This is a genomic window from Mycolicibacterium chengduense (genome assembly GCF_033741155.1).
Taxonomy (GTDB): Bacteria; Actinomycetota; Actinomycetes; order Mycobacteriales; family Mycobacteriaceae; genus Mycobacterium.
In genome coordinates, this window is the sequence record NZ_JAWQNH010000004.1 from 219,371 (window position 1) to 241,737 (window position 22,367).

22 protein-coding genes are annotated in these 22,367 nt (G+C 68.8%); 9 read left to right on the forward strand and 13 right to left on the reverse strand.

Annotated features, from left to right (window positions below; genetic code table 11):
• The first annotated feature begins 21 nt into the window (after positions 1-21).
• The 3 genes from lpdA (at position 22) to SBI67_RS16160 (ending at position 2,552) form a co-directional block, all read left to right on the forward strand.
• Positions 22-1,422, forward strand: a complete 1,401-nt coding sequence (gene lpdA, locus SBI67_RS16150; protein ID WP_318981530.1) for a dihydrolipoyl dehydrogenase — start codon at positions 22-24, stop codon at positions 1,420-1,422.
• 23 nt (positions 1,423-1,445) lie between these two features.
• Positions 1,446-1,703 carry an HPr family phosphocarrier protein gene (locus SBI67_RS16155; RefSeq protein ID WP_266046202.1) on the forward strand — a complete coding sequence of 86 codons (258 nt, stop codon included), beginning with the start codon at positions 1,446-1,448 and terminating at the stop codon, positions 1,701-1,703.
• Positions 1,704-1,766: 63 nt separating this feature from the next.
• Positions 1,767-2,552, forward strand: coding sequence for an IspD/TarI family cytidylyltransferase (locus SBI67_RS16160; RefSeq protein ID WP_318981531.1), 786 nt, complete (start codon positions 1,767-1,769; stop codon positions 2,550-2,552).
• Positions 2,553-2,557: 5 nt separating this feature from the next.
• Here the strand turns inward: SBI67_RS16160 and SBI67_RS16165 are convergent, their stop codons facing one another.
• From SBI67_RS16165 to SBI67_RS16190, 6 genes are all read right to left on the reverse strand, one after another.
• Entirely contained in the window at positions 2,558-2,824 is a 267-nt protein-coding gene (locus tag SBI67_RS16165; RefSeq protein ID WP_318981532.1) for a hypothetical protein, read from the reverse strand.
• 63 nt (positions 2,825-2,887) lie between these two features.
• Positions 2,888-3,619, reverse strand: a complete 732-nt coding sequence (locus tag SBI67_RS16170; RefSeq protein WP_318981533.1) for an IspD/TarI family cytidylyltransferase — start codon at positions 3,617-3,619, stop codon at positions 2,888-2,890.
• 40 nt (positions 3,620-3,659) lie between these two features.
• Entirely contained in the window at positions 3,660-5,030 is a 1,371-nt protein-coding gene (locus SBI67_RS16175; RefSeq protein ID WP_318981534.1) for a metallopeptidase TldD-related protein, read from the reverse strand.
• Positions 5,027-6,544 (reverse strand): TldD/PmbA family protein, encoded by a 1,518-nt coding sequence (locus SBI67_RS16180; RefSeq protein ID WP_318981535.1) that lies wholly within the window; start codon positions 6,542-6,544, stop codon positions 5,027-5,029. The genes SBI67_RS16175 and SBI67_RS16180 overlap by 4 nt, the downstream gene beginning before the upstream one ends.
• Before the next feature lie 26 nt (positions 6,545-6,570).
• Entirely contained in the window at positions 6,571-7,038 is a 468-nt protein-coding gene (locus tag SBI67_RS16185) for a GreA/GreB family elongation factor (protein ID WP_318981536.1), read from the reverse strand.
• Positions 7,039-7,213: 175 nt separating this feature from the next.
• Positions 7,214-8,722 carry a PucR family transcriptional regulator gene (locus SBI67_RS16190; RefSeq protein WP_318981537.1) on the reverse strand — a complete coding sequence of 503 codons (1,509 nt, stop codon included), beginning with the start codon at positions 8,720-8,722 and terminating at the stop codon, positions 7,214-7,216.
• Between the two features lie 22 nt (positions 8,723-8,744).
• Here SBI67_RS16190 and SBI67_RS16195 point away from each other — a divergent pair, with 22 nt between their 5' ends.
• Genes SBI67_RS16195 through SBI67_RS16205 form a run of 3 tightly spaced genes read left to right on the forward strand, consistent with a single transcriptional unit; the run spans position 8,745 to position 11,735 of the window.
• Complete coding sequence (locus SBI67_RS16195; protein ID WP_413232500.1) at positions 8,745-9,629, forward strand: carbohydrate ABC transporter permease; 885 nt, start codon at positions 8,745-8,747, stop codon at positions 9,627-9,629.
• Positions 9,616-10,428, forward strand: coding sequence for a carbohydrate ABC transporter permease (locus SBI67_RS16200; RefSeq protein ID WP_318981538.1), 813 nt, complete (start codon positions 9,616-9,618; stop codon positions 10,426-10,428). The genes SBI67_RS16195 and SBI67_RS16200 overlap by 14 nt, the downstream gene beginning before the upstream one ends.
• Entirely contained in the window at positions 10,425-11,735 is a 1,311-nt protein-coding gene (locus SBI67_RS16205; RefSeq protein ID WP_318981539.1) for an ABC transporter substrate-binding protein, read from the forward strand. The genes SBI67_RS16200 and SBI67_RS16205 overlap by 4 nt, the downstream gene beginning before the upstream one ends.
• On the opposite strand, the gene SBI67_RS16210 is transcribed toward SBI67_RS16205, so the two are convergent.
• Both SBI67_RS16210 and SBI67_RS16215 read right to left on the reverse strand, forming a co-directional pair.
• A complete protein-coding gene (locus SBI67_RS16210; protein ID WP_318981540.1) occupies positions 11,732-12,553 on the reverse strand; it encodes a CbiQ family ECF transporter T component in 822 nt (273 codons plus the stop codon). The genes SBI67_RS16205 and SBI67_RS16210 overlap by 4 nt on opposite strands.
• Positions 12,550-14,574, reverse strand: a complete 2,025-nt coding sequence (locus SBI67_RS16215; protein WP_318981541.1) for a DUF2232 domain-containing protein — start codon at positions 14,572-14,574, stop codon at positions 12,550-12,552. Before SBI67_RS16215 ends, SBI67_RS16210 begins: the two co-directional genes overlap by 4 nt.
• A 104-nt stretch (positions 14,575-14,678) precedes the next feature.
• Here SBI67_RS16215 and SBI67_RS16220 point away from each other — a divergent pair, with 104 nt between their 5' ends.
• Positions 14,679-15,128, forward strand: a complete 450-nt coding sequence (locus tag SBI67_RS16220) for a MarR family winged helix-turn-helix transcriptional regulator (protein ID WP_318981542.1) — start codon at positions 14,679-14,681, stop codon at positions 15,126-15,128.
• Between the two features lie 14 nt (positions 15,129-15,142).
• Positions 15,143-16,348, forward strand: coding sequence for an MFS transporter (locus SBI67_RS16225; protein WP_318981543.1), 1,206 nt, complete (start codon positions 15,143-15,145; stop codon positions 16,346-16,348).
• Here the strand turns inward: SBI67_RS16225 and SBI67_RS16230 are convergent, their stop codons facing one another.
• From SBI67_RS16230 to SBI67_RS16240, 3 genes are read right to left on the reverse strand one after another with little or no spacing between them, the layout of a single operon-like run.
• Positions 16,349-17,383: an isopenicillin N synthase family dioxygenase gene (locus SBI67_RS16230; RefSeq protein ID WP_318981544.1), complete on the reverse strand. Its 1,035-nt coding sequence runs from the start codon at positions 17,381-17,383 to the stop codon at positions 16,349-16,351. It lies immediately after the preceding gene.
• Positions 17,384-17,417: 34 nt separating this feature from the next.
• The gene (locus SBI67_RS16235) at positions 17,418-18,380 is read right to left on the reverse strand and encodes an isopenicillin N synthase family dioxygenase (protein WP_318981545.1); all 963 of its coding nucleotides are present in this window, start codon (positions 18,378-18,380) and stop codon (positions 17,418-17,420) included.
• 12 nt (positions 18,381-18,392) lie between these two features.
• Entirely contained in the window at positions 18,393-19,715 is a 1,323-nt protein-coding gene (locus SBI67_RS16240; RefSeq protein ID WP_318981546.1) for a purine-cytosine permease family protein, read from the reverse strand.
• 203 nt (positions 19,716-19,918) lie between these two features.
• On the opposite strand from SBI67_RS16240, the gene SBI67_RS16245 reads away from it, so the two are divergent.
• Positions 19,919-20,527, forward strand: a complete 609-nt coding sequence (locus SBI67_RS16245; RefSeq protein WP_318981547.1) for a type II toxin-antitoxin system RelB family anti-toxin — start codon at positions 19,919-19,921, stop codon at positions 20,525-20,527.
• 3 nt (positions 20,528-20,530) lie between these two features.
• Here SBI67_RS16245 and SBI67_RS16250 read toward each other — a convergent pair whose 3' ends face one another.
• Together SBI67_RS16250 and SBI67_RS16255 are read right to left on the reverse strand one after the other, a co-directional pair.
• Positions 20,531-21,622, reverse strand: a complete 1,092-nt coding sequence (locus tag SBI67_RS16250; protein ID WP_318981548.1) for an esterase-like activity of phytase family protein — start codon at positions 21,620-21,622, stop codon at positions 20,531-20,533.
• The gene (locus SBI67_RS16255; RefSeq protein ID WP_318981549.1) at positions 21,619-22,329 is read right to left on the reverse strand and encodes a VIT1/CCC1 transporter family protein; all 711 of its coding nucleotides are present in this window, start codon (positions 22,327-22,329) and stop codon (positions 21,619-21,621) included. Before SBI67_RS16255 ends, SBI67_RS16250 begins: the two co-directional genes overlap by 4 nt.
• Positions 22,330-22,367: the final 38 nt, after the last annotated feature.

Here is a 22,367-nt window from a genome sequence, read left to right on the forward strand (position 1 = left end):
ACCTTGACAAGGAGAACCACCATGTCCGGCCTGGACGACACGTTCGACGTCGATCTGATCGTGCTCGGCGGGGGCAGCGGCGGCTACGCCGCCGCCTTGCGCGCCGCCGAACTCGGCATGCGCGTGGCGGTCATCGAGAAGGACAAGCTCGGCGGCACCTGCTTGCACCGCGGCTGCATCCCCACCAAGGCGCTGCTGCAGACCGCCGACGTCGTCGAGACCGTCCGGGAGTCAGCCCGATTCGGCGTGCGCGCGAGCCTGGACCACATCGACACCGGCGCGGTGGCCACCTACCGCGACGGTGTCGTCAATGCGCTGTTCCGCGGCCTGTCCGGGCTGGTCGCCGGCCGCGGCATCGAACTGATCACCGGCACCGGTCGACTGGTCTCACCGACCGCGGTGGCGGTCGCGTTGCCCGACGGTGGCCAGCGCACCGTGTCCGCTGCCCATATCGTCATCGCCACCGGGTCGGTGCCCCGCCACATCCCCGGGATCACCGCCGACGGGCAACGGATCATCACCAGCGACGAAGCACTGACTCTCGAGGCGATCCCGCGCAGCGCCATCGTGCTCGGCGGCGGGGCCATCGGGTGCGAATTCGCCACGGTGTGGCACTCGTTCGGGGCGGCGGTGACGATCGTCGAAGCCCTCCCGCATCTGGTTCCGCTGGAAGAGCAGGCCGCCAGCGCGGCGCTGGAGAAAGCGTTCACCCGCCAAGGCATTTCGCTGCGACTCGGAGCCAGGGTCACCGATGCCAGCACCTCGGCCGAGGGGGTCACCGTGACCCTCGACGACGGATCCACCCTGGCGGCCGAGCTGGTGCTGGTGGCGATCGGCCGGACGCCGGTCACCGAGGGCATCGGACTGGACAGCGTCGGTCTGGAAAACGACCGCGGGTACCTCAAGGTCGACGAGCACTGCCGCACGTCGGTACCGTCCATCTTCGCCGTCGGCGATGTGATTCCCACCTTGCAGTTGGCGCACGTCGGGTTCGCCGAAGGGATCCTGGTGGCCGAAACGCTGGCCGGCCTGAACCCGGCGCCCATCGACTACCTGGGCGTCCCGCGGGTCACCTACTCCCATCCGGAGGTGGCCTCGGTGGGGATGACCAGCGCCGTGGCCACCGAGCGCGGCTACGAGGTCGAGGACGCCGTGTACGACCTCGCCGGCAACGGCAAAGCCCGGATTCTGGGATCGTCGGGCATCGTCAAAGTCGTGGCCGCCAAGGGCGGTCCCGTGCTCGGCGTGCACATGGTCGGCAAACGCGTCGGCGAACTGATCTCCGAAGCCCAGCTGATCGTCAACTGGGATGCCCGTCCCGACGAGGTGGCCCAGCACATCCACGCCCATCCGACCCTGTCGGAGGCCGTCGGGGAAGCGCACCTGGCGCTGGCCGGCAAACCGCTGCACAGCCATAGTTGATCACCACACCTGAAAGGGATTTCATGCCGAACAAAACCGTCTCCGTCGGCTCATCGGTCGGGTTGCACGCCAGGCCCGCGGCCATCATCGCCGAGGCAGCCGCCAAGGCCGGCGGCACGGTGACCCTGTCGCGCGACGGGGGTGACCCCGTCGATGCGGGCTCGGCCCTGATGATCATGACGTTGGGCGCCGGTCCCGGCACCGAGGTCACCGTCACCGCCGATGACGACGACACGGTCAACCTGATCGCCGACCTGGTGGCGCGCGACCTCGACGCCTGACCGGGCACCGCCCGCGCGTTCGGCTAGCATGCTGGAACCGGAGCGAGCGGGAGGAGGTGCGCGGTGGCGAATCAGAAATTCGGCAACGTCGGGTCGCCGCATGCGCGGCTGCCCCGGTGGCACAGCACCACCGCTTCCCGTAGCCACGGCCGCCAGCAACCGGACTGGGCACTCGTCGTGCCGCTCCCGGCCTCGCTGACCACCAACCGGGAGCTGTTGTTCACCCGCTTCGGCGATACCGTGCCGCTGGTGCAATGCCTGCAGAGCCGGATCGTGGCCGGACGTTCCGACGCCGACGCTGTCATCGCCGTGGCCGAAGCGCTGCATGCCGATGTCAAGGCCGTGCTGGCGGCCCATGACGTGACGGTCAAGGTGACCTCGGTACCCGGTGCGGCGACGCGGGAGGAATGCCTGTCAGCTGCCGTGGCCCAGGTCGACGACACGGTGGAATACGTTCTGGTGCATGATATTAGGCGGCCGCTGGCGTCCACTGACCTCGCCGACCGGGTGTTGGACGGATTGCGCGCAGGCAACGCTGTCGTCGTTCCCGCGCTGGCGATGGTCGACAGCGTCAAAACCGTCGACGCGGCCGGCGCGGTGACCGAAACCGTCGACCGCTCGCGCCTGCGTTCGGCGCAGTACCCACGCGGTTTTCACCGCGCGCATCTGACCACCATGCTCGCCGGCGTCGCGGCCACCGATGACTTCGACGAACTCACCCTGGCACGCCGCGCCGGGGTGGCGCCCGCCGTCATTGACGGGGATCCCGATGCGTTCATCCTCGACATCCCGCGCGATATCGAACTGGCCGACGCGATCCTCGGCTGCCGTCTGGCCCAGCAACGCTGAGCGGGTCAGCCCCGCAGTACCGTGACGATCTCGCGGAGGATCTTCACCGGTTGACTCAGCACCGCGCCGGGCAGCGCCACCAACGTCTGTACGGGATGGCGGCGCAGCCGGTTGACCCACCGGCCCGGTTTGGACAACACGCGCAGCTCCAGATCGTGGATGTAGGCGTGCCGCAGGTCATGTTCGGGATGATGCCGCTGCGCGCCACAGTTGCCGCACTCGGTGGACACCAGTAACCGCCCGGCATACCGCAGGGTGTGCTCGGATTCCAAACCGCACTCGCTGCACCGTAATTGCGCTAACTCACGTCCCTCCATCGGCGACCTTTCAACTCGTCACTTGAGCCGGTGATGGGCGTCGGCGAGCAACCGCTCGGCCAGAAACAGATCCTGGGAGAAGGTCACTTTCATGTTCCTCGGGTCCCCCTGAAAACACCGGACCTCGATATCGGCGAACTTCTCCACGCTCGAGGAGGTGTCGGTGCCCTCGAACTGTTCGGCGTCGGCGTCGCGATATGCCTGCAGCAGCGGCAGCGCCTGAAACGCCTGCGGTGTCTGCACCCGGACGTGGCGATCCTCGGGGCGCAGGTCACCGAGATTCCCGGCCTCGTCCATGGTCACCAGATCGCGGACCTCCACCCCGGGCACCGCGCCGCCGAACTGACGAGCCACCGTGATCGCCGAACGCATCATGCCCGGCCCTGCCAACGGGCGGGCAGCGTCGTGGATGAGGACGATGTCGACCGCCCCCGATTCGATGTCATCGGCCAGGTATTGCAAAGCGCGGTACTCGGATTGGTGCCGCGACGAGCCGCCGTCGATGATCTCCACCGCAAGATCGGGCACCTCACGGTCGAGGGTGCCGGTGGCGCGCGCGCGGTCATCGGCCCGGATCACCAGGATGGTGCGCACCAGTTCGGGAACCTCGGCGATCGAACCCAACGACCACGACAGCATCCGGCGCCCCGCCAGGGGCAGATAGGCCTTGTTGCGGTCGGCGCCCATCCGGGTGCCGCTGCCGGCCGCGAGGATGACGGCCACCGCGCCCGGTCGCGACGTTCTCACCACCGATCCACCCTAGACCACCGGCGGATCCCGGTGCGGGGCATCATTGCGCTTGGCTCACCGAGGACATGTGGAAATCCGGGATCCGCAACGACGGCATGGTGGCCCGGGTGGCCCAATCACCCCATTCCCGCGGCAGGGTCGGCTCGCTGACCCCCGCCTCGGTGGCCCGGCGCAGCAAGTCCAGCGGGCTTTCGTTGAACCGGAAGTTGTTGACGGCGGCGGTCACCTCACCGTCCTCTATCAAGTACACCCCGTCACGGGTGAGGCCGGTCAGCAACAGCACCGCCGGGTCGACGGTGCGGATGTACCACAACGTGGTCAGCAGCAGACCGCGCTCGGTCGAGGCGATCATGTCGGCCAGCTCTGCCGTGCCGCCGGTCATCAACAGGTTCTCCGCCGGAACCGCCACCGGCACACCGAATTCGGCCGCGGCCGAACGCGGGTAAGCCAACGCGTTGATCACCCCGTCCCGCACCCAGTCCACCCGGCCGATGTCCAGCCCGTTGTCGAAGGCCGACACTCGTTCCGAGGAACTCGGTACCGCGACGAAGGGCCGGCATTCCTGGCCGGCAGCGCGCGGGTCGGAGTACAGCGTCAGCGGCAGGTCAGTCAGCTTCTCCCCCACCCGGGTGCCGCCGGGCGCCGACAGCGCGGTGCGGCCCTCCTGCGCGCCGCGGCCGTCCATGCTCCAGCCCAGATAGATCAGCATGTCGGCCACCGTCGACGGCGGCATCAGCGTCTCGTACCGCCCGGCCGGCAACTCGACCGTCTTGGCTGCCCAGCCCAACCGCAGCGAAAGTTCTTCCAGCAGAGCATCGGTGGGGACATCGACGTAATCGGCCGTACCCACCCCGACCCACGAGCTGCCTGCACCGCGCTTGGCGTTGATCTCCACCGAACCGGTCGGCTGGGTGTAGCGACGCCGCACACCGGCCGACGTCGCGACGAACGTGGTCTCCAGCACGTGCCGCGCGTACCCGTACAGCGTGTCCGGCCCGCGGAAACCATGCCCCAAACTCGTTGCCACATCGGCGAACACGTCAGCACCGGTGACCGGCACGTCGGCGTCCCAGTCGGCGGGTCCGGCGTCGGCGGGCAGTGCAGGCGCGGCGTCGCTGGCCGCCGGCGCCGCCTGGGCCGCGTCCTGGGAGGCCGCCACCAATCCGGCGATGGCGGACGGATCGACCTCGGCCGACGTGACCGAACCCACGTGCGCGTCGTTGCCGCGGCGCACCACCGAGATCACCGTGGTGGTGCGTCCGCGGGATTCCCCGTTGGTGGTCATGGAATTGCCGGCCCACCGCAGCGACGCGTCGGACCGGTCGGTGACGATGACGGTGGTCTCGTCGGCCTTGCCGCGCTGGGCCGCTTCGGCCAGCACCGCGTCGACGACGTGCTGGGGGCTGATCATGCGCGGCCGCCTTCTGCTTGGGTGTTCAACACATTCACGCCACGGAACAGGGCCGACGGACAGCCGTGGCTGACCGCGGCCACCTGGCCGGGCTGCGCCTTGCCGCAGTTGAACGCTCCGCCCAGCCGCCACGTCGACGGCCCACCGACGGCCTCCATCGAACCCCAGAAGTCGGTGGTGGTGGCCTGGTAGGCGACATCGCGCAGCTGGCCGTCCAGCCGGCCGTCGGTGATCTTGAAGAACCGTTGACCGGTGAACTGGAAGTTGTAGCGCTGCATGTCGATCGACCAGGATTTGTCGCCGACGATGTAGACACCGTTGTCCACCCTGGCGATCAGATCGGCGGTGCTCAGGTCTTCGGGGCCCGGTTGCAGGGACACATTGGCCATCCGCTGGATCGGCACATGGTGCGGTGAATCCGCATACGAGCAGCCGTTGGAACGCGCCACACCGAGGCGCGGCGCGAACACCCGGTCCAGCTGGTAGCCGACGAAGATGCCGTCACGCACCAGATCCCAGCTCTGCGCGCGGACCCCCTCGTCGTCGAAACCGATGGTGGCCAACCCGTGTTCGACCGTGCGGTCGGCGGTCACGTTCATCACCGGTGAGCCGTAAGTCATGGTGCCCAGCTTGTCCGGGGTGGCGAACGAGGTGCCGGCGTACGCGGCCTCGTATCCGATCGCCCGGTCGTATTCGGTGGCGTGCCCGATCGATTCGTGGATGGTCAGCCACAGGTTGGACGGGTCAATCACCAGGTCCGTGGGTCCGGCCGTGACGCTGGGCGCCTTGACCTTCTCGGCCAGCAGCGCCGGCAGTTCGGCCAGCTCGGTGGTCCAGTCCCACACGGCGTCGTCGACCACTGCCTCCCACCCGCGCGCCGTCGGCGGAGCCAGCGTCCGCATGGTCTCGAAGGTGCCCGCCGCGGTGTCCACGGTGACGGCCTCCAGTTGCGGTTGCACCCGGACCCGCTGCTGGGTGGTCGAGGTGCCGAAGGTATCGGCGTAGAAGCTCTGCTCCTTGACCGCCTCCAGATGCGCCGAGACATGGTCGACGCCATCGGCCGCGAGCAGCCGCTGGGAGTAGTCGGCCAGCCGGGCGATCTTGTCCGACGCCGACACCGCAAACGGGTCGATCACATAGTCGGACACCCAGTGCAGGTCGGTGTAGACCGGCTCGGCGGCCAGCTCGATGCGCTCGGCGTTCAGCGGTGCCAGTGTGGTGGCCACCGCGACCGCCCGGCGGGCGGTGTCGGCCGCGGTGCGCGCGTCGAGTTCGGCATGTGAGGCAAAGCCCCAGGTGCCGTCCACGATCACCCGCACCGCCAGCCCGACATCGCGCTCCACCACCGAGGATTCCAGCTCCCCGTCGCGTAGCGCGATCGCCTCGGTGGTGATGCGGTGAATGCGCAGGTCGGCATAGCTGGCGCCGGCCGCGCGGGCCGCCGTCAGGGCGGCGTCGGCGAGCGCCTGCCGAGGCAACGCCAGGAAGTCCGGATCGATACTTCGAGCGGTCACGGCTTCCTACCGTAGCGGCAGGGCCGTCAGCCCATGTGTAACCCGTAGGGCACCGCCGCCAGCAGCGTCACCGCCTGGGTGTGCCCGGTGGGCAGTTGGTACTCCCGCCGTTCACCGGGCCGGGCACCGCTGATCGCTTCTCCCAGCGGTGATTTCGCGGAGTACACCTCGATGTCGCCGTAGTACGCACCCCGGACACCGAGCAGGAACGTCTCGGTGTCGCCGTTGTCCTCGTAGCGCACGGTGAGCACCATGCCCAGTTCGGCGACGCCGTCATCGGGCGGGTCCACCCCGACGACGGCGTTGGAGAGCATGTCGTGGATCTGCTGGATGCGTCCCTGCTGGGCGCGCCGCACCGCGACGGCATTGCTGTCGGGGGCGTCGCTGTCGTCGTCGAGGGCGTCGAAGGTGCTCCACCCCCGCAGCACGGCCAACTCGTGCAGCAGCCGTTCGTGGGCTTCCGGCGTGAGCCATACCGGCGTGGCGGCGGTCATCGGATATCTCCTCCTTCATCGGTGTTTGTCGTCAGGGGCGGGTCAGTGCTCTCCGCCCCTGACGACGGGGATAAGTGGGCCCCCCGGGGTCATACGGCCATCATGGAGGGCTGCAGCGGGGCCAACGCTGAGATATCCGACAAAAGAAAGATGCAGGTTTGTCGAGTTAGAACAATCAGTCCGGGTCGGCGGTCGCGAGTTCGATCATCATCGCCAGCCGCCTGCCAGGGTCGTCGAGGTCGACGGTGGTCACCTCGGCCATCTTGCGCAGCCGATAGCGGATCGTGTTCTCGTGCACCCCCAGCTCGGCCCCGGCGCGTGCCGGGTCGCCCTGGGCCGCCAGCCATACCCGCAACGTGGTGACATACGGGGTGCCGTGCAGGCGGTCGTGATCGATCAGTTCGGCGACGGGGCCGCGCCGCGGGCCACGTCCGGCGGCGGCTGCCGTCCGTAACCGCCGCAGCACCAGCGCGTCCCATGATTCGTCGTAGGCGGGCGGTTCTGCACCGGCAGTATCGGCCTCGTGCAGGGCCAGGCACTCGTCGGCCTCCGACCTGGCCGCCGCCAGGTCGGAGGCTTCCGCAGGCCCGCTGATCCCGGCCCATACCGTGCTGCCCGGCGGTAACGACGCCCCCAGCGCGGCCAACCAGTGCCGCGCCACCTCCACCGTCTCGCCCGGCAACACGGTGTAGACGGTGTTGTCGGCCAGTGCGCTGCGGCCCGGCCGCGACCAGCCGAAGCCGGCGGTCGCCTGCTCGAAGGCGACCAGCAAGGCGGTGTGCCGGTCCGGCTCGAGCCGGGCGCGCAGCGCGATGACCCGCAACGGTCCGGGCGGCAGGCCGACCCGGCTGGCCACCGTCGTCGCCTCGGTGCTGCCGTCGAGCAGCCGCAGCACCGAGTCGGACTCGACCTGGCGTTCCAGGTCGGCGCTGGCACGCGAGCGCAGCAGGTGCAGTGCGACCACCCGGGCGCCGTCGACCAGTGCGGCCCGCGCCGGCCCGGCCAGCTCCGCCGGGCAGCTCACCCACACCGACCCCAGCAATTCGCGCCCGACCCGCGCCGCCGCCACCATCCGCCCCGTCATGCCATGGTCGGGATCGGGCCCGATGAACAGCGGCTCGTCGGTCTCGGCCAAGTGGGCGAACACACCCCGGCGGGTGAGGGCGGCCTGCAACTCGGCGGGTTGTTGCCTGCGCAGGATGGTCTGTACCCGGGCCTCGTCGGCGTCCTGCTGCATCCGCGAATACGCCAGGCACTGCGCGTGCCGGTCCTCGATCACCACGGCCCCGCCGATCGCCGCGGCCAGGCTGTCCGCCAGAGCAAACAGATCCGTTGGGCCGCGCCCGGATTCGGTCTCACGGCCTTCCAGCACCAGCCCGTACACCACGGCGGCCAGCTCGCTCCACGGCAGCGCGGGGTCCACCAGCAGCACCGCGATTCCGTCGGGCAGTTCGGCGCCGGCATCGGGTTGGTCGGACCGCACCAGGACCACCGCCGCCCTGGCCCCGGCGGCCCAGTCCAGCGCCTCGGTCACCGAGGTGGCGCCCAGGGCCAGCAGCACGTCACCGGTCACCGCTTCGGGCACCACGACGCTGCGCAGCTCGGTCGACCGCGGCACCCCGCACAGCCGGGCCGCGACGCCGTACCCGCCCACCACGTTCACCAGGCGATCCAAGCTGATCACCACCGCAGCTTAGGCTGACGCCATGAGCACAACCGGAGTGCGGCGGCCGCGGCGCTCCACCGTCTTGGGTTACGCCCTGGTGGCGCCCAGCCTGTTCGGCGTGCTGACCTTCCTGCTGTTACCGATGCTGGTGGTGGCCTGGCTGAGCCTGTACCACTGGGATCTGTTGGGCCCCATTCGCTTTGTCGGGCTGGATAATTGGCAGTCAGTGCTGACCGATCCGTCGTTCGGCACGTCGCTGGTGGTGACGGTGGCGTTCATCGCGATGGTGGTACCCATCCAGACGCTGCTGGGGCTGGCCGCCGGCGCCATGCTCGCCCGCGGGCTGCCCGGCACCGGATTCCTGCGCACCCTCTACGTGCTGCCCTGGATTTGTGCGCCACTGGCCATCGCGGTGCTGTGGCGGTGGATCCTGTCCCCCACCGACGGCGCGCTCAGCACCGTCACCGGCCGCCATATCGAATGGCTCACCGACCCGGGCCTGGCGTTGCCCGTGGTCTCGGCGGTGACGGTGTGGATCAATGTCGGTTACGTCTCGCTGTTCTTCCTGGCCGGCATCCTGGCCATCCCGCGGGATGTGCACGCCGCCGCCCGCACCGACGGCGCCACCGACTGGCAGCGATTCCGGTACATCACGCTGCCGATGCTGCGGCCCACCCTCTATTTCGTCTCGGTCACGGGGGTGGTGAGCGCCGCGCAGGTGTTCGACACCGTCTACGCACTGACCGGAGGAGGTCCGCAGGGCCGCACCGATCTTGTCGCACACCGCATCTACGCCGAGGCATTCGGCGCGGCCAGTGTGGGACGGGCTGCGGTGATGGCGGCCATCCTGTTCGTGCTGCTGGTCGGCGTGACGCTGGCACAGCACCTCTACTTTCGCCGGCGGGTGAGCTATGACCTCACGTAACGCGCTGGTCTACGCCGGGCTGGCGCTGGGAGCGCTGATCACCCTGGTGCCGTTTCTGCTCGGGCTGATGACGTCGTTCACCTCGGCTCGGCAGTTCAACACCGGTTCACCGCTGTCGTTCCCGGCACCACCGACCCTGGCCAACTACGCCGCGCTCGGGGATGCCGGCTTCGGCCGCGCCCTGGTGGTCACCGCGCTGGTGACCGCGACGGTGCTGCTGGGCCAACTGACCTTCTCGGTGCTGGCCGCCTACGCGTTCGCGCGGTTGAGCTTCCCGGGCCGAGACGCGCTGTTCTGGGTGTACCTGGCCACCCTCATGGTGCCGGCCACCGTGACGGTGGTGCCGCTGTACCTGATGATGGCCGAGGCGGGACTGCGAAACACCTTCTGGGCCTTGGCGCTTCCGTTCCTGTTCGGTTCCCCGTACGCGATCTTCCTGTTGCGGGAGCACTTCCGAACCATCCCCGCCGACCTGATCAACGCGGCCCGCCTGGACGGCGCCACCACCCTGGACGTGCTGGTGCATGTCGTCATCCCGGCCAGCCGGCCGATCCTCGCGACGCTGGCCATGATCACGGTGGTGTCGCAGTGGAACAACTTCATGTGGCCGCTGGTGATCACCAGCGGACCACGATGGCAGGTGCTGACGGTCGCCACCGCAGGACTGCAGTCCCGCTACGACGCGCAGTGGACGGTGGTGATGGCGGCGACGACGGTGGCGATGGCGCCCCTGCTGGTGCTGTTCATCGCGCTGGGCCGGCATCTGGTGCGCTCGATCGTAGTGACGGGGCTCAAATGAGGCTGCGGTTTTCCACCTGGGTGGCCGTCGGCGTCGCGGTGACCGGAGTACTGCTGCTGGTCGCGGGACTCTTGCTGGGCCGGACCGCCGATTCCGGGAAGACGGTGATCACCATGCGGCTGTGGGACGAGCAGGCGGCCGCGGCCTACCGGCAGTCGTTCGCCGAATTCTCCCGCCGCCACCCCGATATCGAGGTGCGGGTGAACGTGGTCGCCTACGCGAACTACTTCACCACCCTGCGCACCGATGTCGCCGGCGGCGGGGCCGACGACATCTTCTGGTTGTCCAACGCCTATTTCGCCGGCTACGCGGACAACGGGAAGCTGGTGCCGATCACCCCCTCGCCCGACTGGGACTCCTCCACCGTCGCGCAATTCACCCGCAACGGAACGCTCTGGGGGGTACCACAACTCACCGATGCCGGAATCGCGGTCTTCTACAACGCCGACCTGTTGCACGCCGCCGGGATCGATCCCGCCGAACTCGACAACCTGCGCTGGTCTCCCGGCGCTGACGATACGTTGCGGCCGTTGTTGGCCCGACTCACCGTCGACCAGTCCGGTAATCGGGCCGACAGTCCAGCGTTCGACCCGCAGCGAATCCGGCAATGGGGGTACAACGCCGCCAACGAGATGCAGAACATCTACCTCAACTTCATCGGGTCAGCCGGCGGCAGTTTCGCCGACGGGGACCGGTTCACCTTCGCCGATGACGGCGCCACCCTGGCATTCGCCTACCTGGTGCGGCTGATCAACACCGACCATGTCGCGCCGTCGGCCGCCGACACCAACGGCAACGGCGACTTCTCCCGCAACCAATTCCTGGCCGGGCGGATGGCGCTCTTCCAGTCCGGCACCTACAACCTGGCGGCCGTCGCCACCCAGGCGCCGTTCCGGTGGGGCGTGGCCATGCTGCCCAGCGGGCCGGCCGGGCGGGTCAGCGTGACCAACGGGATTGCGGCGGCCGCGAACTCGGCCAGCCGCCATCCCGGCGCGGTGCGCGAGGTGCTGGCGTGGATGGGCAGCCGCGACGGCAACGCCTTCCTCGGCGCCGACGGTGCGGCCATCCCGGCCGTACAGAGTGCACAGGCGGTGTACTTCGATCATTGGCGGCGCCGCGGTGTCGACGTGGAGCCGTTCTTCTCGGTGCTGCGGGGACCCCGGATCGAGGCCCCCGGCGGCGCCGGATTCGCGGCGGGTTATCAAGCGCTGCAGCCGTACTTCGACGAGATGTTCTTGGGCCGGCTCGCCGTGCCGGACGCGCTGAGACGGGCCGAGCAGGCGGCGAACACCGCCGCCGCGCGTTAACTGGTGGCCAGGAAGGTGAAGGCCTCCACGTAGCCGGCCAGCCCGCAGACCACCGCGATGGCCGCCAGGGCGACATAGTCGCCAGCCTGCGGCCCCGACGGATAAGCCGAGATCTGGCCCGCGCCACCGCGCGCGGTGATGGCATCGCCCATCTCGTCGGCGCGACGCAGCGACACCGTGACTGCGGCGGCGAGTAGGTCGACCAACTCGGCGGCCCACTGCTTGCGGCGGGCCCGTCGCGAGTCGGGCCGTTCCCGCGGCCGCAGCCGGCGGGCGGCGTACAGCACGCTGAACTCGTCGATCAACATCGGAAAAGCCCGCAGCGCCAAGGCTAGGGTGACCGCCCAGTCGTCCACCGGCAGCCGGAGCAGCCGCAGCGGCCGGCCCAGCGTCGAGACTGCCGGGGCGATCTCGGCGACGTTGGTGGTCCACGACACCAGCGCGCCGAGCCCCAGCAACACCAGTGCCACCGCCGTGATGCGCAGGAAGTTCAGCAGGCCGCCCAGACCGACTTCGGTTCCGGCGACGGTGAGATACGGTTCGCCCGCCGCGAAGGCCGCGGTGATCCCGCCGAGGGCGACGATCAGCCACAACCAGGCGGGAATGGACGGTACGGCGCCGCGCGGGATGTGCGCCAGCACCGCGGTCACCAGGACCACCAGCGCGACGAACGCGATGGGCACCCAGCCGGGATAGAAGGTCAGCAGCACACCGAGCGCGGCCACCGCGACGAGTTTCGTTCCGGCCCACAGCCGGTGGATGACCGAATCGCCGGGCACCGGCCGCAGCAACACCACCGGCCGGCGGGGCCCGCTCATGCCGCACCTCCCGACGCTCGCGACGCGGCGGGAACCAGTTGTCCGTCACGCAGGTGCAGCGTGCGCGGGCACAGCTCTTCCAGCCCGTCGAAATCATGGGAGATGACCACGACGGTCAGACCGTCGCGACGCAACTGCTCGAGCAGGCGCAGCAGTCCACGGGCGCTGGCGGCGTCGAGGCCGGCCAGCGGCTCGTCGAGGATGATCGCGCGCGGCGACCGGGCCAGCAGCCCGGCCAACACCACCCGGCGCATCTGCCCACCCGAGAGCTGGTCGATGCGCCGCGATGCCAGTCCCGCTTCCAGGCCCACCGCAGCCAGAGCCGCTTCCACCCTGGCCCGGTCACGTACGGAAAACCCTGCCGCCGAGGCAATCTCGCGATCGACACGGCTGCGCATGAGCTGCAGCCTGGCGGCCTGGAAGGACAGCGCCACGGCCCCGACCTGATCGGACACCGGGCGACCGTCGAGCAAGGCACTGCCGGTGGTCGGTACCGTCAGCCCGGCCATGATCCAGGCCAGCGTCGACTTGCCCGACCCGTTGAGGCCGTGGATCAGCACGCCGTCGCCCTCGTTGACCACCAGATCGATATCCCGCAGAGCGCCATTCTCCCAGGGGGTTCCGGCGGCATACCGGTGGCCAACCCCGCGCAGTTCCAGCACCGGGGTGTCGCCGTGGGGGGCCGCGGCACCGCTGGGCACCGTCGCCGCCTGCACCATCTCCGAACCGCCTGCCAGGTTGACGGCACGGTCGGCGGCCTCGGCCTCTTCGTTGTAGTGAGTGATGTGCACCAGCGACATCTGCCGGTGGCGGGTCAGCCCGGACAGCACCGCCATCAGGCCGTCGCGCCCATGCTGATCCACCATGCTGGTGATCTCGTCGGCGATCATCAGCGCCGGCTCCCTGGCCAGCGCCGCGGCCACGGCCAGGCGTTGCAGTTCGCCGCCGGACAGGCCGCCGGTGTCCCGTTCGGCCAGACCGTCGAGGCCGACCTCGGCGAGCAGCCGCGGCACGTCGATCTCGGTGCCGGCAGGCAATCCCCACACCACGTCGTCGGCGACTCGGGTCCCCAACACCTGGCTCTCCGGGTGCTGCATGATCACCGCGGTACCGCCCGGTGCGCCGAGCCCGACCGCACCGGGGCGTTCCACGGTGCCGGCGGTCGGCTCGCGGCCCGCCAGCACCAGCATCAGGGTGGTCTTTCCCGAGCCGTTGGCGCCGGTGATCGCCACGTGTTCGCCCAGCTGCACGGTCAGCGATACCGGGCCCAGCGCGTCGCGCTCGGTCCCTGGATAGCGGAACACCACGTCGTGCAGCTGCAATGGCACCGGTGCGACGGGTCCGGTGTCGGCGGCCACGTCCAGTTTGTGCACATCGGGAACGCCGGCCAGCCGGGTCAGCACCCGGGACAGCGCCCACCAGCCGATCAGGCTGACGATCACGATGATGACGACGCCGTAGCCGCCGATGAGCAGCGGCCAGTATCGCAGCGCGGTGGCGAACAGCTCGGTCAGCCGGGACGCGGTGTCCTGCATGCCGGGGATACGGCCCAGAATCCGGGCCGTGCCCTCGACGTTGGCCGTCATCGCGTCGAACACCAATTGGCGCAGCCGCGACGCCACGGCCAGCGCGCCGACCACGAGCACGGCGAAGACGGCACCGGCGACCACCGACACCAGCGTCGCCGTGGTCAGCCCACGGCCGCGCCGCTTCACCGCGCCGACCAGTCCGCCGATGTAGGCGCAGTTCAGCACCGTCATCAGGCCGCCCATCCCGGCGATGAGGAAGGCGATGGTGGCGCCGGCGATCGCGGCGGCGATGAGCACCTTGAAGCGGTATCGGTAGGCGAGCAAGCCCATCGGCACGGTGCCCAGCACGGACAGCCCCGCAGCGAACGGGACGGCCACCGCGATGATCGCGATCGCCGCACACAGGGCCGCCATCACCGCGGCCTGCGCCAGCTCGTTCGGTTTCAACGATCCGGCCCGCCGATGGTTGCGGGTCGGGCCGGTAGCGGACATTTCACGATTCTGCCAGGCGCCGCGGGCGCTTCCTGTCACCGCACTGTGACGGTCCCCACGACCGGCGCCACCATCACATAGAAAAACTATGTAATAGTGGAGGGGTGACTCGCCAGGAAACAAGCACCGCGTTGGGCGCTGACCTGCTGTCGGTGGTGGCGCGGCTGAACCGGCTGGCCAACCAGCGCGTCCGGATACCGCTGCCGTTCGCCCAGGCCCGACTTCTGTCGACGATCGATGACCAGGGCGCCGCCCGGATCTCCGATCTGGCCGCCATCGACCACTGTTCGCAGCCGACGATGACCACGCAGGTGCGCCGGTTGGAGGACGCCGGGTTGGTGTCGCGGATCGGCGACCCCGGCGATGCCCGGGCCGTGCTGATCAGCATCACCGACGAGGGCAGGGCCACCCTGGCCCAGGTGCGCGCCGATCGCGGCGCGGCCGTCGAACCGTATCTGGCCCGCCTCGACGACAGCCAGCGGCAAACGTTGGCAGACGCCGTCGTCGTGGTGCGCGACCTGCTGGCGCTCGCACGTCAGTCCCCCGACGAATAGGAGTTCTGCTCGCCATGTGGCGTCAACCGAAAGCAGTGTGGGCCGTTGCCTTCGCGTCCGTCGTGGCGTTCATGGGTATCGGCCTGGTCGATCCCATCCTCAAGCCGATCGCCGACAACCTGAACGCCTCACCGTCGCAGGTGTCGTTGTTGTTCACCAGCTATATGGCGGTGATGGGCGTGGCCATGCTGATCACCGGCGTGGTGTCGAGCCGGATCGGGCCCAAACGCACCCTGCTGGTGGGGTTGGCGATCATCATCGCCGGCGCCGGCCTGGCCGGGATGAGCGACACCGTGATGGGCATCGTCGGCTGGCGAGCGCTGTGGGGTCTGGGTAATGCGCTGTTCATCGCGACCGCTCTGGCCACCATCGTCAGCTCCGCGAAAGGCTCGGTGGCACAAGCGATCATCCTCTACGAAGCGGCACTGGGCCTGGGCATCGCGGTGGGCCCGCTGGTCGGCGGCGTGCTCGGCAGCATCTCCTGGCGTGGCCCGTTCTTCGGGGTATCGGCACTGATGGCGTTCGCCCTGGTGGTCACCATCTTCCTGTTGCCCGCCACCCCTCGACCCGAACGCGCCACCTCACTGGCCGACCCGTTCCGCGCGCTGCGCCACCGGGGCCTGCTCGGTGTGGCCGTCACCGCACTGCTGTACAACTTCGGCTTCTTCACCCTGCTGGCCTTCACCCCGTTCCCGCTCGACATGGGCGCCCGCGAGATCGGGCTGATCTTCTTCGGCTGGGGTCTGGCGCTGGCGTTCACATCGGTGGTGGTAGCCCCGCGGCTGCAGCACCGGTTCGGCACGGTGCGGGTGCTGATCCTCAATCTGTTGGCGTTCAGCGTGGTGCTGGTCGCGATGGCGGTGTGGACCGATGACAAGGCGGTGCTGGCCGCGGGCGTGGTGGTGGCCGGTCTGTTCATCGGCATCAACAACACGCTGATCACCGAGACGGTGATGAAGGCCGCTCCCATCGAGCGCGGGGTGGCGTCGGCGGCGTACAGCTTCCTGCGGTTCGGCGGTGCCGCGGTGGCGCCCTGGCTGGCCGGGGTGCTCGGCGAACAGGTCAGCGTGCACCTGCCGTTCTGGGTGGGCGCGGCGGCCGTCGTGGCCGCGGCGGTGGTCATGTTCACCACGCGCGGACACCTCACCGGGGTCGACGCCGAGGAGAGTGAACTCGACGAGCTGACGGATGTGGCCGCCGCGATCACCGTCGGCGACTGATCAGCGCACCAGCCGGGCCGCCTCCCGTTGCGCGCCGGGATTCAGCACCCGACTGCGTGAACCGGCGAGCTTCGCGCGCAGATGCTCACCGACCGTCACCGGCTCGTAGCGGGGCGGCCGCCCGGGACCCACGCAGGTGGACAACGGCGCGATCACGGCGTCGATGTTGCCGTCGTGGAAGTACGCGGCAGACCGTCGCGGCACCAGCACTCCGCCGATCCGCGGAGCGGCGACGCGGTGCATCGTCGATATCCACTCGTCATTGGTCCATCTGGCCAATGCGTCACCGAGATTGACCAACAACGCGCCGGGTGCCGGCTGGACCGGATGCCACCGGCCGTCCTCGTCCAGCACTTCCAGGCCGGGTACCGCATCGGCCCACAGCACCGTGACGATGCCGTAGTCGGTATGCGCTCCCATGCCCACCTGATCGGGTTCGAGCACCACCTCCGGAGCGGGCAACCGATAGTTGATCATCCGCAGCACGTCCAACGAATGGTCGGTGACGGAGGCCAGACCGTCGTCCCCCAGCCCCAGCGCACGTCCGAAGATCCGTACCATGGTGCGAGCGACAGAACCCGCCGCGGTGAACCAATCACCGACGGCGACAGCGAAGCCCGGTACCTCGGTAGGCCAGACGTTGGGGGCGTAATCGGTCGCGGGCAGCGTGAGTGCGGGATACTGCGCGGCTTCGGTGCCGACGTTGAAGGCCTCGAACAGGTCCGCCGCGCTCACCAGCCCCAGACTTGCGGCCAGTGCTTCGGACTTCGGCGGTGTATATCCGCGGTTGACCGATGGCGGACACCGGTAGCCGGCTTTGACGGCGGCATCGAGAGCGAAGAAGGCATCGGTGGCAGCCGTGAAGGCGTGCAGGGTGGAGGCCGGTATGCCGTGACCGACGATCTGCATGAAGCCGACGGTGCGTGCGGCGCGGTCGACCTGGGCGGCTATCGCAGCACGCTCAGGTTCGGCAGCTTCGGGATCGTTGAAGGCACCGATATCGATGGTGGGGATGTCGAATTCGACGATGCTCATGGGTGAGTCACTTCCTGGGAATGGTTCTGGGATATCAGCTGACGGTGGCTGCCGCGGCCCGTTCGTCGAGGTATGCGCCCGCGACGACGTCGGGATGGGTGACCGAACCGACCGGGGCGGGCAACGTCCTGATGACGGCGTCGGCGTCCGCTTCGAGGAACATGATCAGTGAGATCAACTCCTCGCCCGGCGCGTCGGCGCGCGGTGGCAGCACCCGGTGGCGGGTGGAACGCCACCGCTCCCCCGTCCACCGCGCCATCAGATCACCGATGTTCACCGTGAAGGCGCCGGGCACATAGGGAGCGGGCAGCCAGGTGCCGTCGGTGTTCTGTACTTCCAGGCCGCCGTACCCCGCCTGCCGGTCCAGGATGGTCAGCACACCCCAATCGGTGTGCGGGGCAATGCGATATTGCCCCGGGGCGGGCGCACCGGTCTCGACCAACGGCGGATACCGGTTGATGTTGAACGTGTGTGGCGACTTGAGGGTCTGGGCGACGAACCAATCCGGGTGCAAGCCCACGGCCGAGGCCAGCAACCGCAAGGTGTCGCCATAGACCTCGCGGACCGCGGCCGCGTAGCGGCCACAAAGGGTGCGCAGCTCAGGAACTTCGGCGGGCCAGACATTTTCGGCGAACCACACCTGGTCGATATGCGGGTCGCCGGTGCGGAAATCGCGGCCCATCGTGTAGCTCTCCTTGAGGTCCGGCCGGGTGCCGTCGACATCCTCGCCATAGAACCCGTTGGCCTCCCGGCCCGGCCCGACCCAGCCACGACCGCCCACCGCGGTGGCGTAGCCGGCCTTGACGTCCGGGGAGAGGGCGAAGAAGCGCCGTGCTGCCGACCGGATGTCCTCGCGCAGAACGGCACTCACACCGTGGCCCGCGAGCATCAGGAAGCCCGAGTCCTGCAGCGCCTCGTCCACGTGCCGGGCGAGTGTCGCGCGTTCCGATGCCGATCCGGTGCGCCACATCTGCAGATCGATCAAGGGAATGGTCATGGGATGTTCCTTTCAACGGGTGGCGTCGCGCCGGGCCAGCAGGACGTACGTCAGGGCCGCCACGCCGAAGCCGGCCGGCGCACTCAGGTCCGCACCACCGGCGGCGCTCGCCAGCGGCCCGACGAACACGGTGGTGTTGATCCACAGCAGGGCGGTGATCATGCCCGCGGTCTGCGCCGCGATTCCCGCCGGAGCGAAGGCCCGTCCGCCGCCCTCGAGGACGACGGGGTCATAGCGCCCCTTGCGCAGCAGGTGGTCGACGACGAACACACCGGCCCACGGCGCCAACCAGACGATCATGAAGAGCAGGAAATTGCTCACGAACGCCATGAACGATCCGGACAACACGACCAACAAACCCACGACGGCACAGATGATTCCGTCGAGCGCCACCGCCTGCCACCGGCTGACCCGGATCCCGATGGCCTGCAGCGTGACTCCGGAAGAGTAGAGGTCGACCGCGTTGAGCGCGATCATCTGGACGACGAGCAGGACCAGGTACGGGATCACGAACCAGACGGGGTAGGCGGTGGGCAAGCCGCCGACCGGATCGGTGGCCGAGGGAACCACACTGGCGACCGCGACCCCGAGCAACATCAACAGGGATTGCGGTACCCCACCACCGACCAGCACCCACCCGACCATCCCGCGCCGGGACACCGCGGCGGGCAGGTACCGCGAGTAGTCCGCGGCGTTGGGTGCCCAGCCCAGACCGGAGCCGCTGGCCGCGAGCGCGACCCCGCCGAGGAACACCGCCCAGTCCGCAGGCGGTGTGACCTGCAGGTGAAGCCTGCCGGCGGTGAGCCAGGCCAGCATGAGGAACAGCGCACCGAACGGGAGGATCAACGTGCGCAGCACCCGGGTGATCGCGGCATGTCCGACGATCGGCAGCACACTCTGAATCACCGCCAGCACCAACACGATGGCGACGGTCGCCGCATTCGACACAGTGCTGCCCCCCAGGCCGAACAACGCGGTCACCGCGAGCGTCATCAGCACGAGGTCGAGCACCTCGTATCCGAGTTGCATGACCCAGTTGAAGAAGGCCAGCGGGCGGTTGCCGAGCCTGCCGAAGGGAACCCGATTGACGGTGAAGGTGGTGGTTCCGGCCGCCGGCCCGGCCAGGCTGCACAGTCCGGCGACGATCCACGTCAGGTTGCCGATCACGATCGCGGCGACGCATTGCCAGATATTGAGACCGAAGGTGACCAGCAGCGCGCCGTAGACCACCACCTGGACGTTGAGTACGACACCGCTCCACATCAGGCCGACCTGGCGCGGGGTGCCCCGGCGTTCGCTGGCCGGGATCCGGTCAATGCCGTGCTGCTCGATCACACGACTGCCTTTACCAATCACGCCTACCCCGGCCTGGGATACAGTCCGTTCCAGGTCGATCGCCATCGACACACTCCTGAGGTCTGGGAGTGCGCTCGATCTTCGACTCAGCGCACACCATATTGATTGTTATGAGCGATCAATATGGCCGTTTTGAATGTCATAGACGTTCGCTTGAGGTTACGAGCATGTGAGGAATCGAGATGACACAGCCGGACGAAGGCGCACTGAATGCCATGATCGGCGCCACCGTGAAAAGCCTGCGCGAGAAGTCAGGCCTATCAATGCGCGAACTGGCGCGCCGCTCCGGCGTCAGCCAGCCCTTCCTGAGCCAGATCGAGCGCGGCCTCAGCGCACCGTCGATGATCACCACCTATCGCCTCGCGGACGCCCTCGACGTCCTGCCAGGAGCGCTACTGCCCGCGCCGCCGGCGTCTCGCGTCTCGGTGATCCGGGCTGGTGCGGGCCGATCCATCCCGGTGGCCAACCGGGCCGATGCCGCCGTGGGCAGGGCGTTGGTGATGCAGCCGGGCAACCCGCTGGAGATCATCGACTACCGCATCGAACCCGGCCAATACATCTCCGAATGGTTCGAGCTTCCCGGCGAGCTGGCCGTCTATCTCATCAGCGGCGTGCTGGACGTCGAGATCTCCGGGCATCCGACCGTTCGCCTGGAACCAGGGGATCTGGTGAGCCACCCTGCCGACCTGCCACACCGCTGGCTGCTGGTCGACGACACACCCGCCCACGCCCTGCTCGCCATCGCGCACCCCGGTGAAGGTGCGGCACTTCGCGCGCCATCGCACAGCTGAGCCTCACAACGCGAAGGCCAACAACTGGGTCACCTGATCGGGCGAGAAATTGTCGTCGGTCACCATTACCACCGACTGACGGCCATCGGGCAGCTTGGGGCCCAAGGTGATTCCCTCGACGTTGTCGACCGAGTGCACCGTCGCCGAGAGGTCGTCGAGCAGGGTCTTGCGCATCGGAACCGCGCCCGCCGAGGACGGCCGGCCCAGGATGTCGTCGGCGCCCGCGACGCTGGCCCGGAAGATCCGCACCGATGTCCGGGTGCCGTGACCGCGCTCGATCACCAGGAAGTCCTCGGCGTCCAGCGCGACCAGATCCGACAGCCCGTTGCCGCCGCCGTCACCGGAGGTGACCGGATCCAGCGGGTAGGCGTACTGCCCCGTCGGCTGCCGCGTCACCGGATCGAGCCGGGTGATCCTGGTCAGCGCGCCGTGGTCGGCCGTGGGCACCGGTCCGTCGTTGAAACCCGGTTCCTCCATCCCGGCCCACAGCGCGGTCCCGTCGGGGGCCAGTGTCAGGCCCTCCAGGGCCTGGTTCTTGCGTGGGCCGGCATCGGCGGTCGACATGTGCAGTTCCGGTGGCAGGGTGAACTGGCCGTGGAAGGTGCCGTCCAGGCCGGCGATGCGCACCCACGGATCGAGCAGCACCGGTGCGGTGTCCGGCTTGACGATCCGCTCGCCCTCGCTGGACCAGTACAGCTGCTGGCGGCGGCTGTCGAAAGCGATGCCTTCGGGGTCAGGGGGCACGGTGGTGGCCGACCGGTGCGGGAACGGCTGGCCGTCGGTGTTGCGCAGCGAGGTCGATCCCAGCAGGTCCACCCGCGCCAGATTGCCCCCGGACAGCGCGATGCTCATGGTGTAGAACCGGGCCGGGTTCTTCTCCGACCGGTCATCGCTGATCACGTAGTACCGGTCCCGGCCGGCGTCGTAGGTGATACCGGAAAGGCCACCGACCGTGGTGTCGGCGAACAACAAACCGTGCGCCAGTTCGATCTTGCCCAAGAACTCCAGTTGCGAGGCCGGCGCCGGCGCGCCGGCACAACCGGCCAGCACCAGCACCGCCGTCAGGAGCAGGGCGAAAGGCTTACGATCGGTCACCCGATGACGGTACCGATTGCCGACCCGACGACATAGGTCGCACCGATCGCGATGGCCCCAAACAGCAACTGGCGCAAGGACCCGAACCAGACTCGCTGTTTGGTGACGAATGCGGCCAGCCCGCCGGCGACCAACAGGCCGATGCCGCCGCAGATCAGGCCGGCCGGCAATGACTCGAAACCCAGCAGGTATGGGATCAGCGGGATGATCGCGCCGACGGCGAACATCAGGAAGGACGAGACGGCCGCCACCCGCGGGGACGGCTTCTCCGACGGGTCGACACCCAATTCCTGGATCAGGTGGAAGTTGATGGCCTTGGTCTCGTCGCCGTGCAGTTCTTCGGTGGCGCGCTCGGCGGTGTCCCTGGACAGTCCCATGTTCTCGAACATGCCCACCAGCTCGGCTCGCTCCGCCCGCGGATTCAGCGCGAAGGACCGCCGCTCGACGTTGACCTCTGCGTCGATCTGCTCGTTGGCGGTGGTCACCGACGTGTACTCGCCCAGCGCCATCGAGAACGCCCCGGCCAGCAGCCCGGCCACCCCCGACAGCACCACGGCATGCGTGCTGGCGCCCGCGGCCACCCCGGCGATCAGCGCGGTGTTGGAGACCAAGCCGTCCATCGCACCGAACGTTGCCGCGCGCAACCAGCCGCCGCTCACGTCGGGGTGGGTGTGATCGCTGTCGTGGGGCAGCTCGACCTCGGCCATGGCAGATATTGAACGCGCCCGATGTGACATCTCGAAAC

Bases quoted from the DNA above. Each gene is read 5' to 3' on its own strand.
- lpdA (WP_318981530.1), top strand. From the start codon at position 22: ATGTCCGGCCTGGACGACACGTTCGACGTCGATCTGATCGTGCTCGGC.
- SBI67_RS16155 (WP_266046202.1), top strand. From the start codon at position 1,446: ATGCCGAACAAAACCGTCTCCGTCGGCTCATCGGTCGGGTTGCACGCC.
- SBI67_RS16175 (WP_318981534.1), bottom strand. From the start codon at position 5,030: ATGATCAGCCCCCAGCACGTCGTCGACGCGGTGCTGGCCGAAGCGGCC.
- SBI67_RS16185 (WP_318981536.1), bottom strand. From the start codon at position 7,038: ATGACCGCCGCCACGCCGGTATGGCTCACGCCGGAAGCCCACGAACGG.
- SBI67_RS16195 (WP_413232500.1), top strand. From the start codon at position 8,745: ATGAGCACAACCGGAGTGCGGCGGCCGCGGCGCTCCACCGTCTTGGGT.
- SBI67_RS16200 (WP_318981538.1), top strand. From the start codon at position 9,616: ATGACCTCACGTAACGCGCTGGTCTACGCCGGGCTGGCGCTGGGAGCG.
- SBI67_RS16205 (WP_318981539.1), top strand. From the start codon at position 10,425: ATGAGGCTGCGGTTTTCCACCTGGGTGGCCGTCGGCGTCGCGGTGACC.
- SBI67_RS16210 (WP_318981540.1), bottom strand. From the start codon at position 12,553: ATGAGCGGGCCCCGCCGGCCGGTGGTGTTGCTGCGGCCGGTGCCCGGC.
- SBI67_RS16215 (WP_318981541.1), bottom strand. From the start codon at position 14,574: ATGTCCGCTACCGGCCCGACCCGCAACCATCGGCGGGCCGGATCGTTG.
- SBI67_RS16225 (WP_318981543.1), top strand. From the start codon at position 15,143: ATGTGGCGTCAACCGAAAGCAGTGTGGGCCGTTGCCTTCGCGTCCGTC.
- SBI67_RS16230 (WP_318981544.1), bottom strand. From the start codon at position 17,383: ATGAGCATCGTCGAATTCGACATCCCCACCATCGATATCGGTGCCTTC.
- SBI67_RS16235 (WP_318981545.1), bottom strand. From the start codon at position 18,380: ATGACCATTCCCTTGATCGATCTGCAGATGTGGCGCACCGGATCGGCA.
- SBI67_RS16245 (WP_318981547.1), top strand. From the start codon at position 19,919: ATGACACAGCCGGACGAAGGCGCACTGAATGCCATGATCGGCGCCACC.
- SBI67_RS16255 (WP_318981549.1), bottom strand. From the start codon at position 22,329: ATGGCCGAGGTCGAGCTGCCCCACGACAGCGATCACACCCACCCCGAC.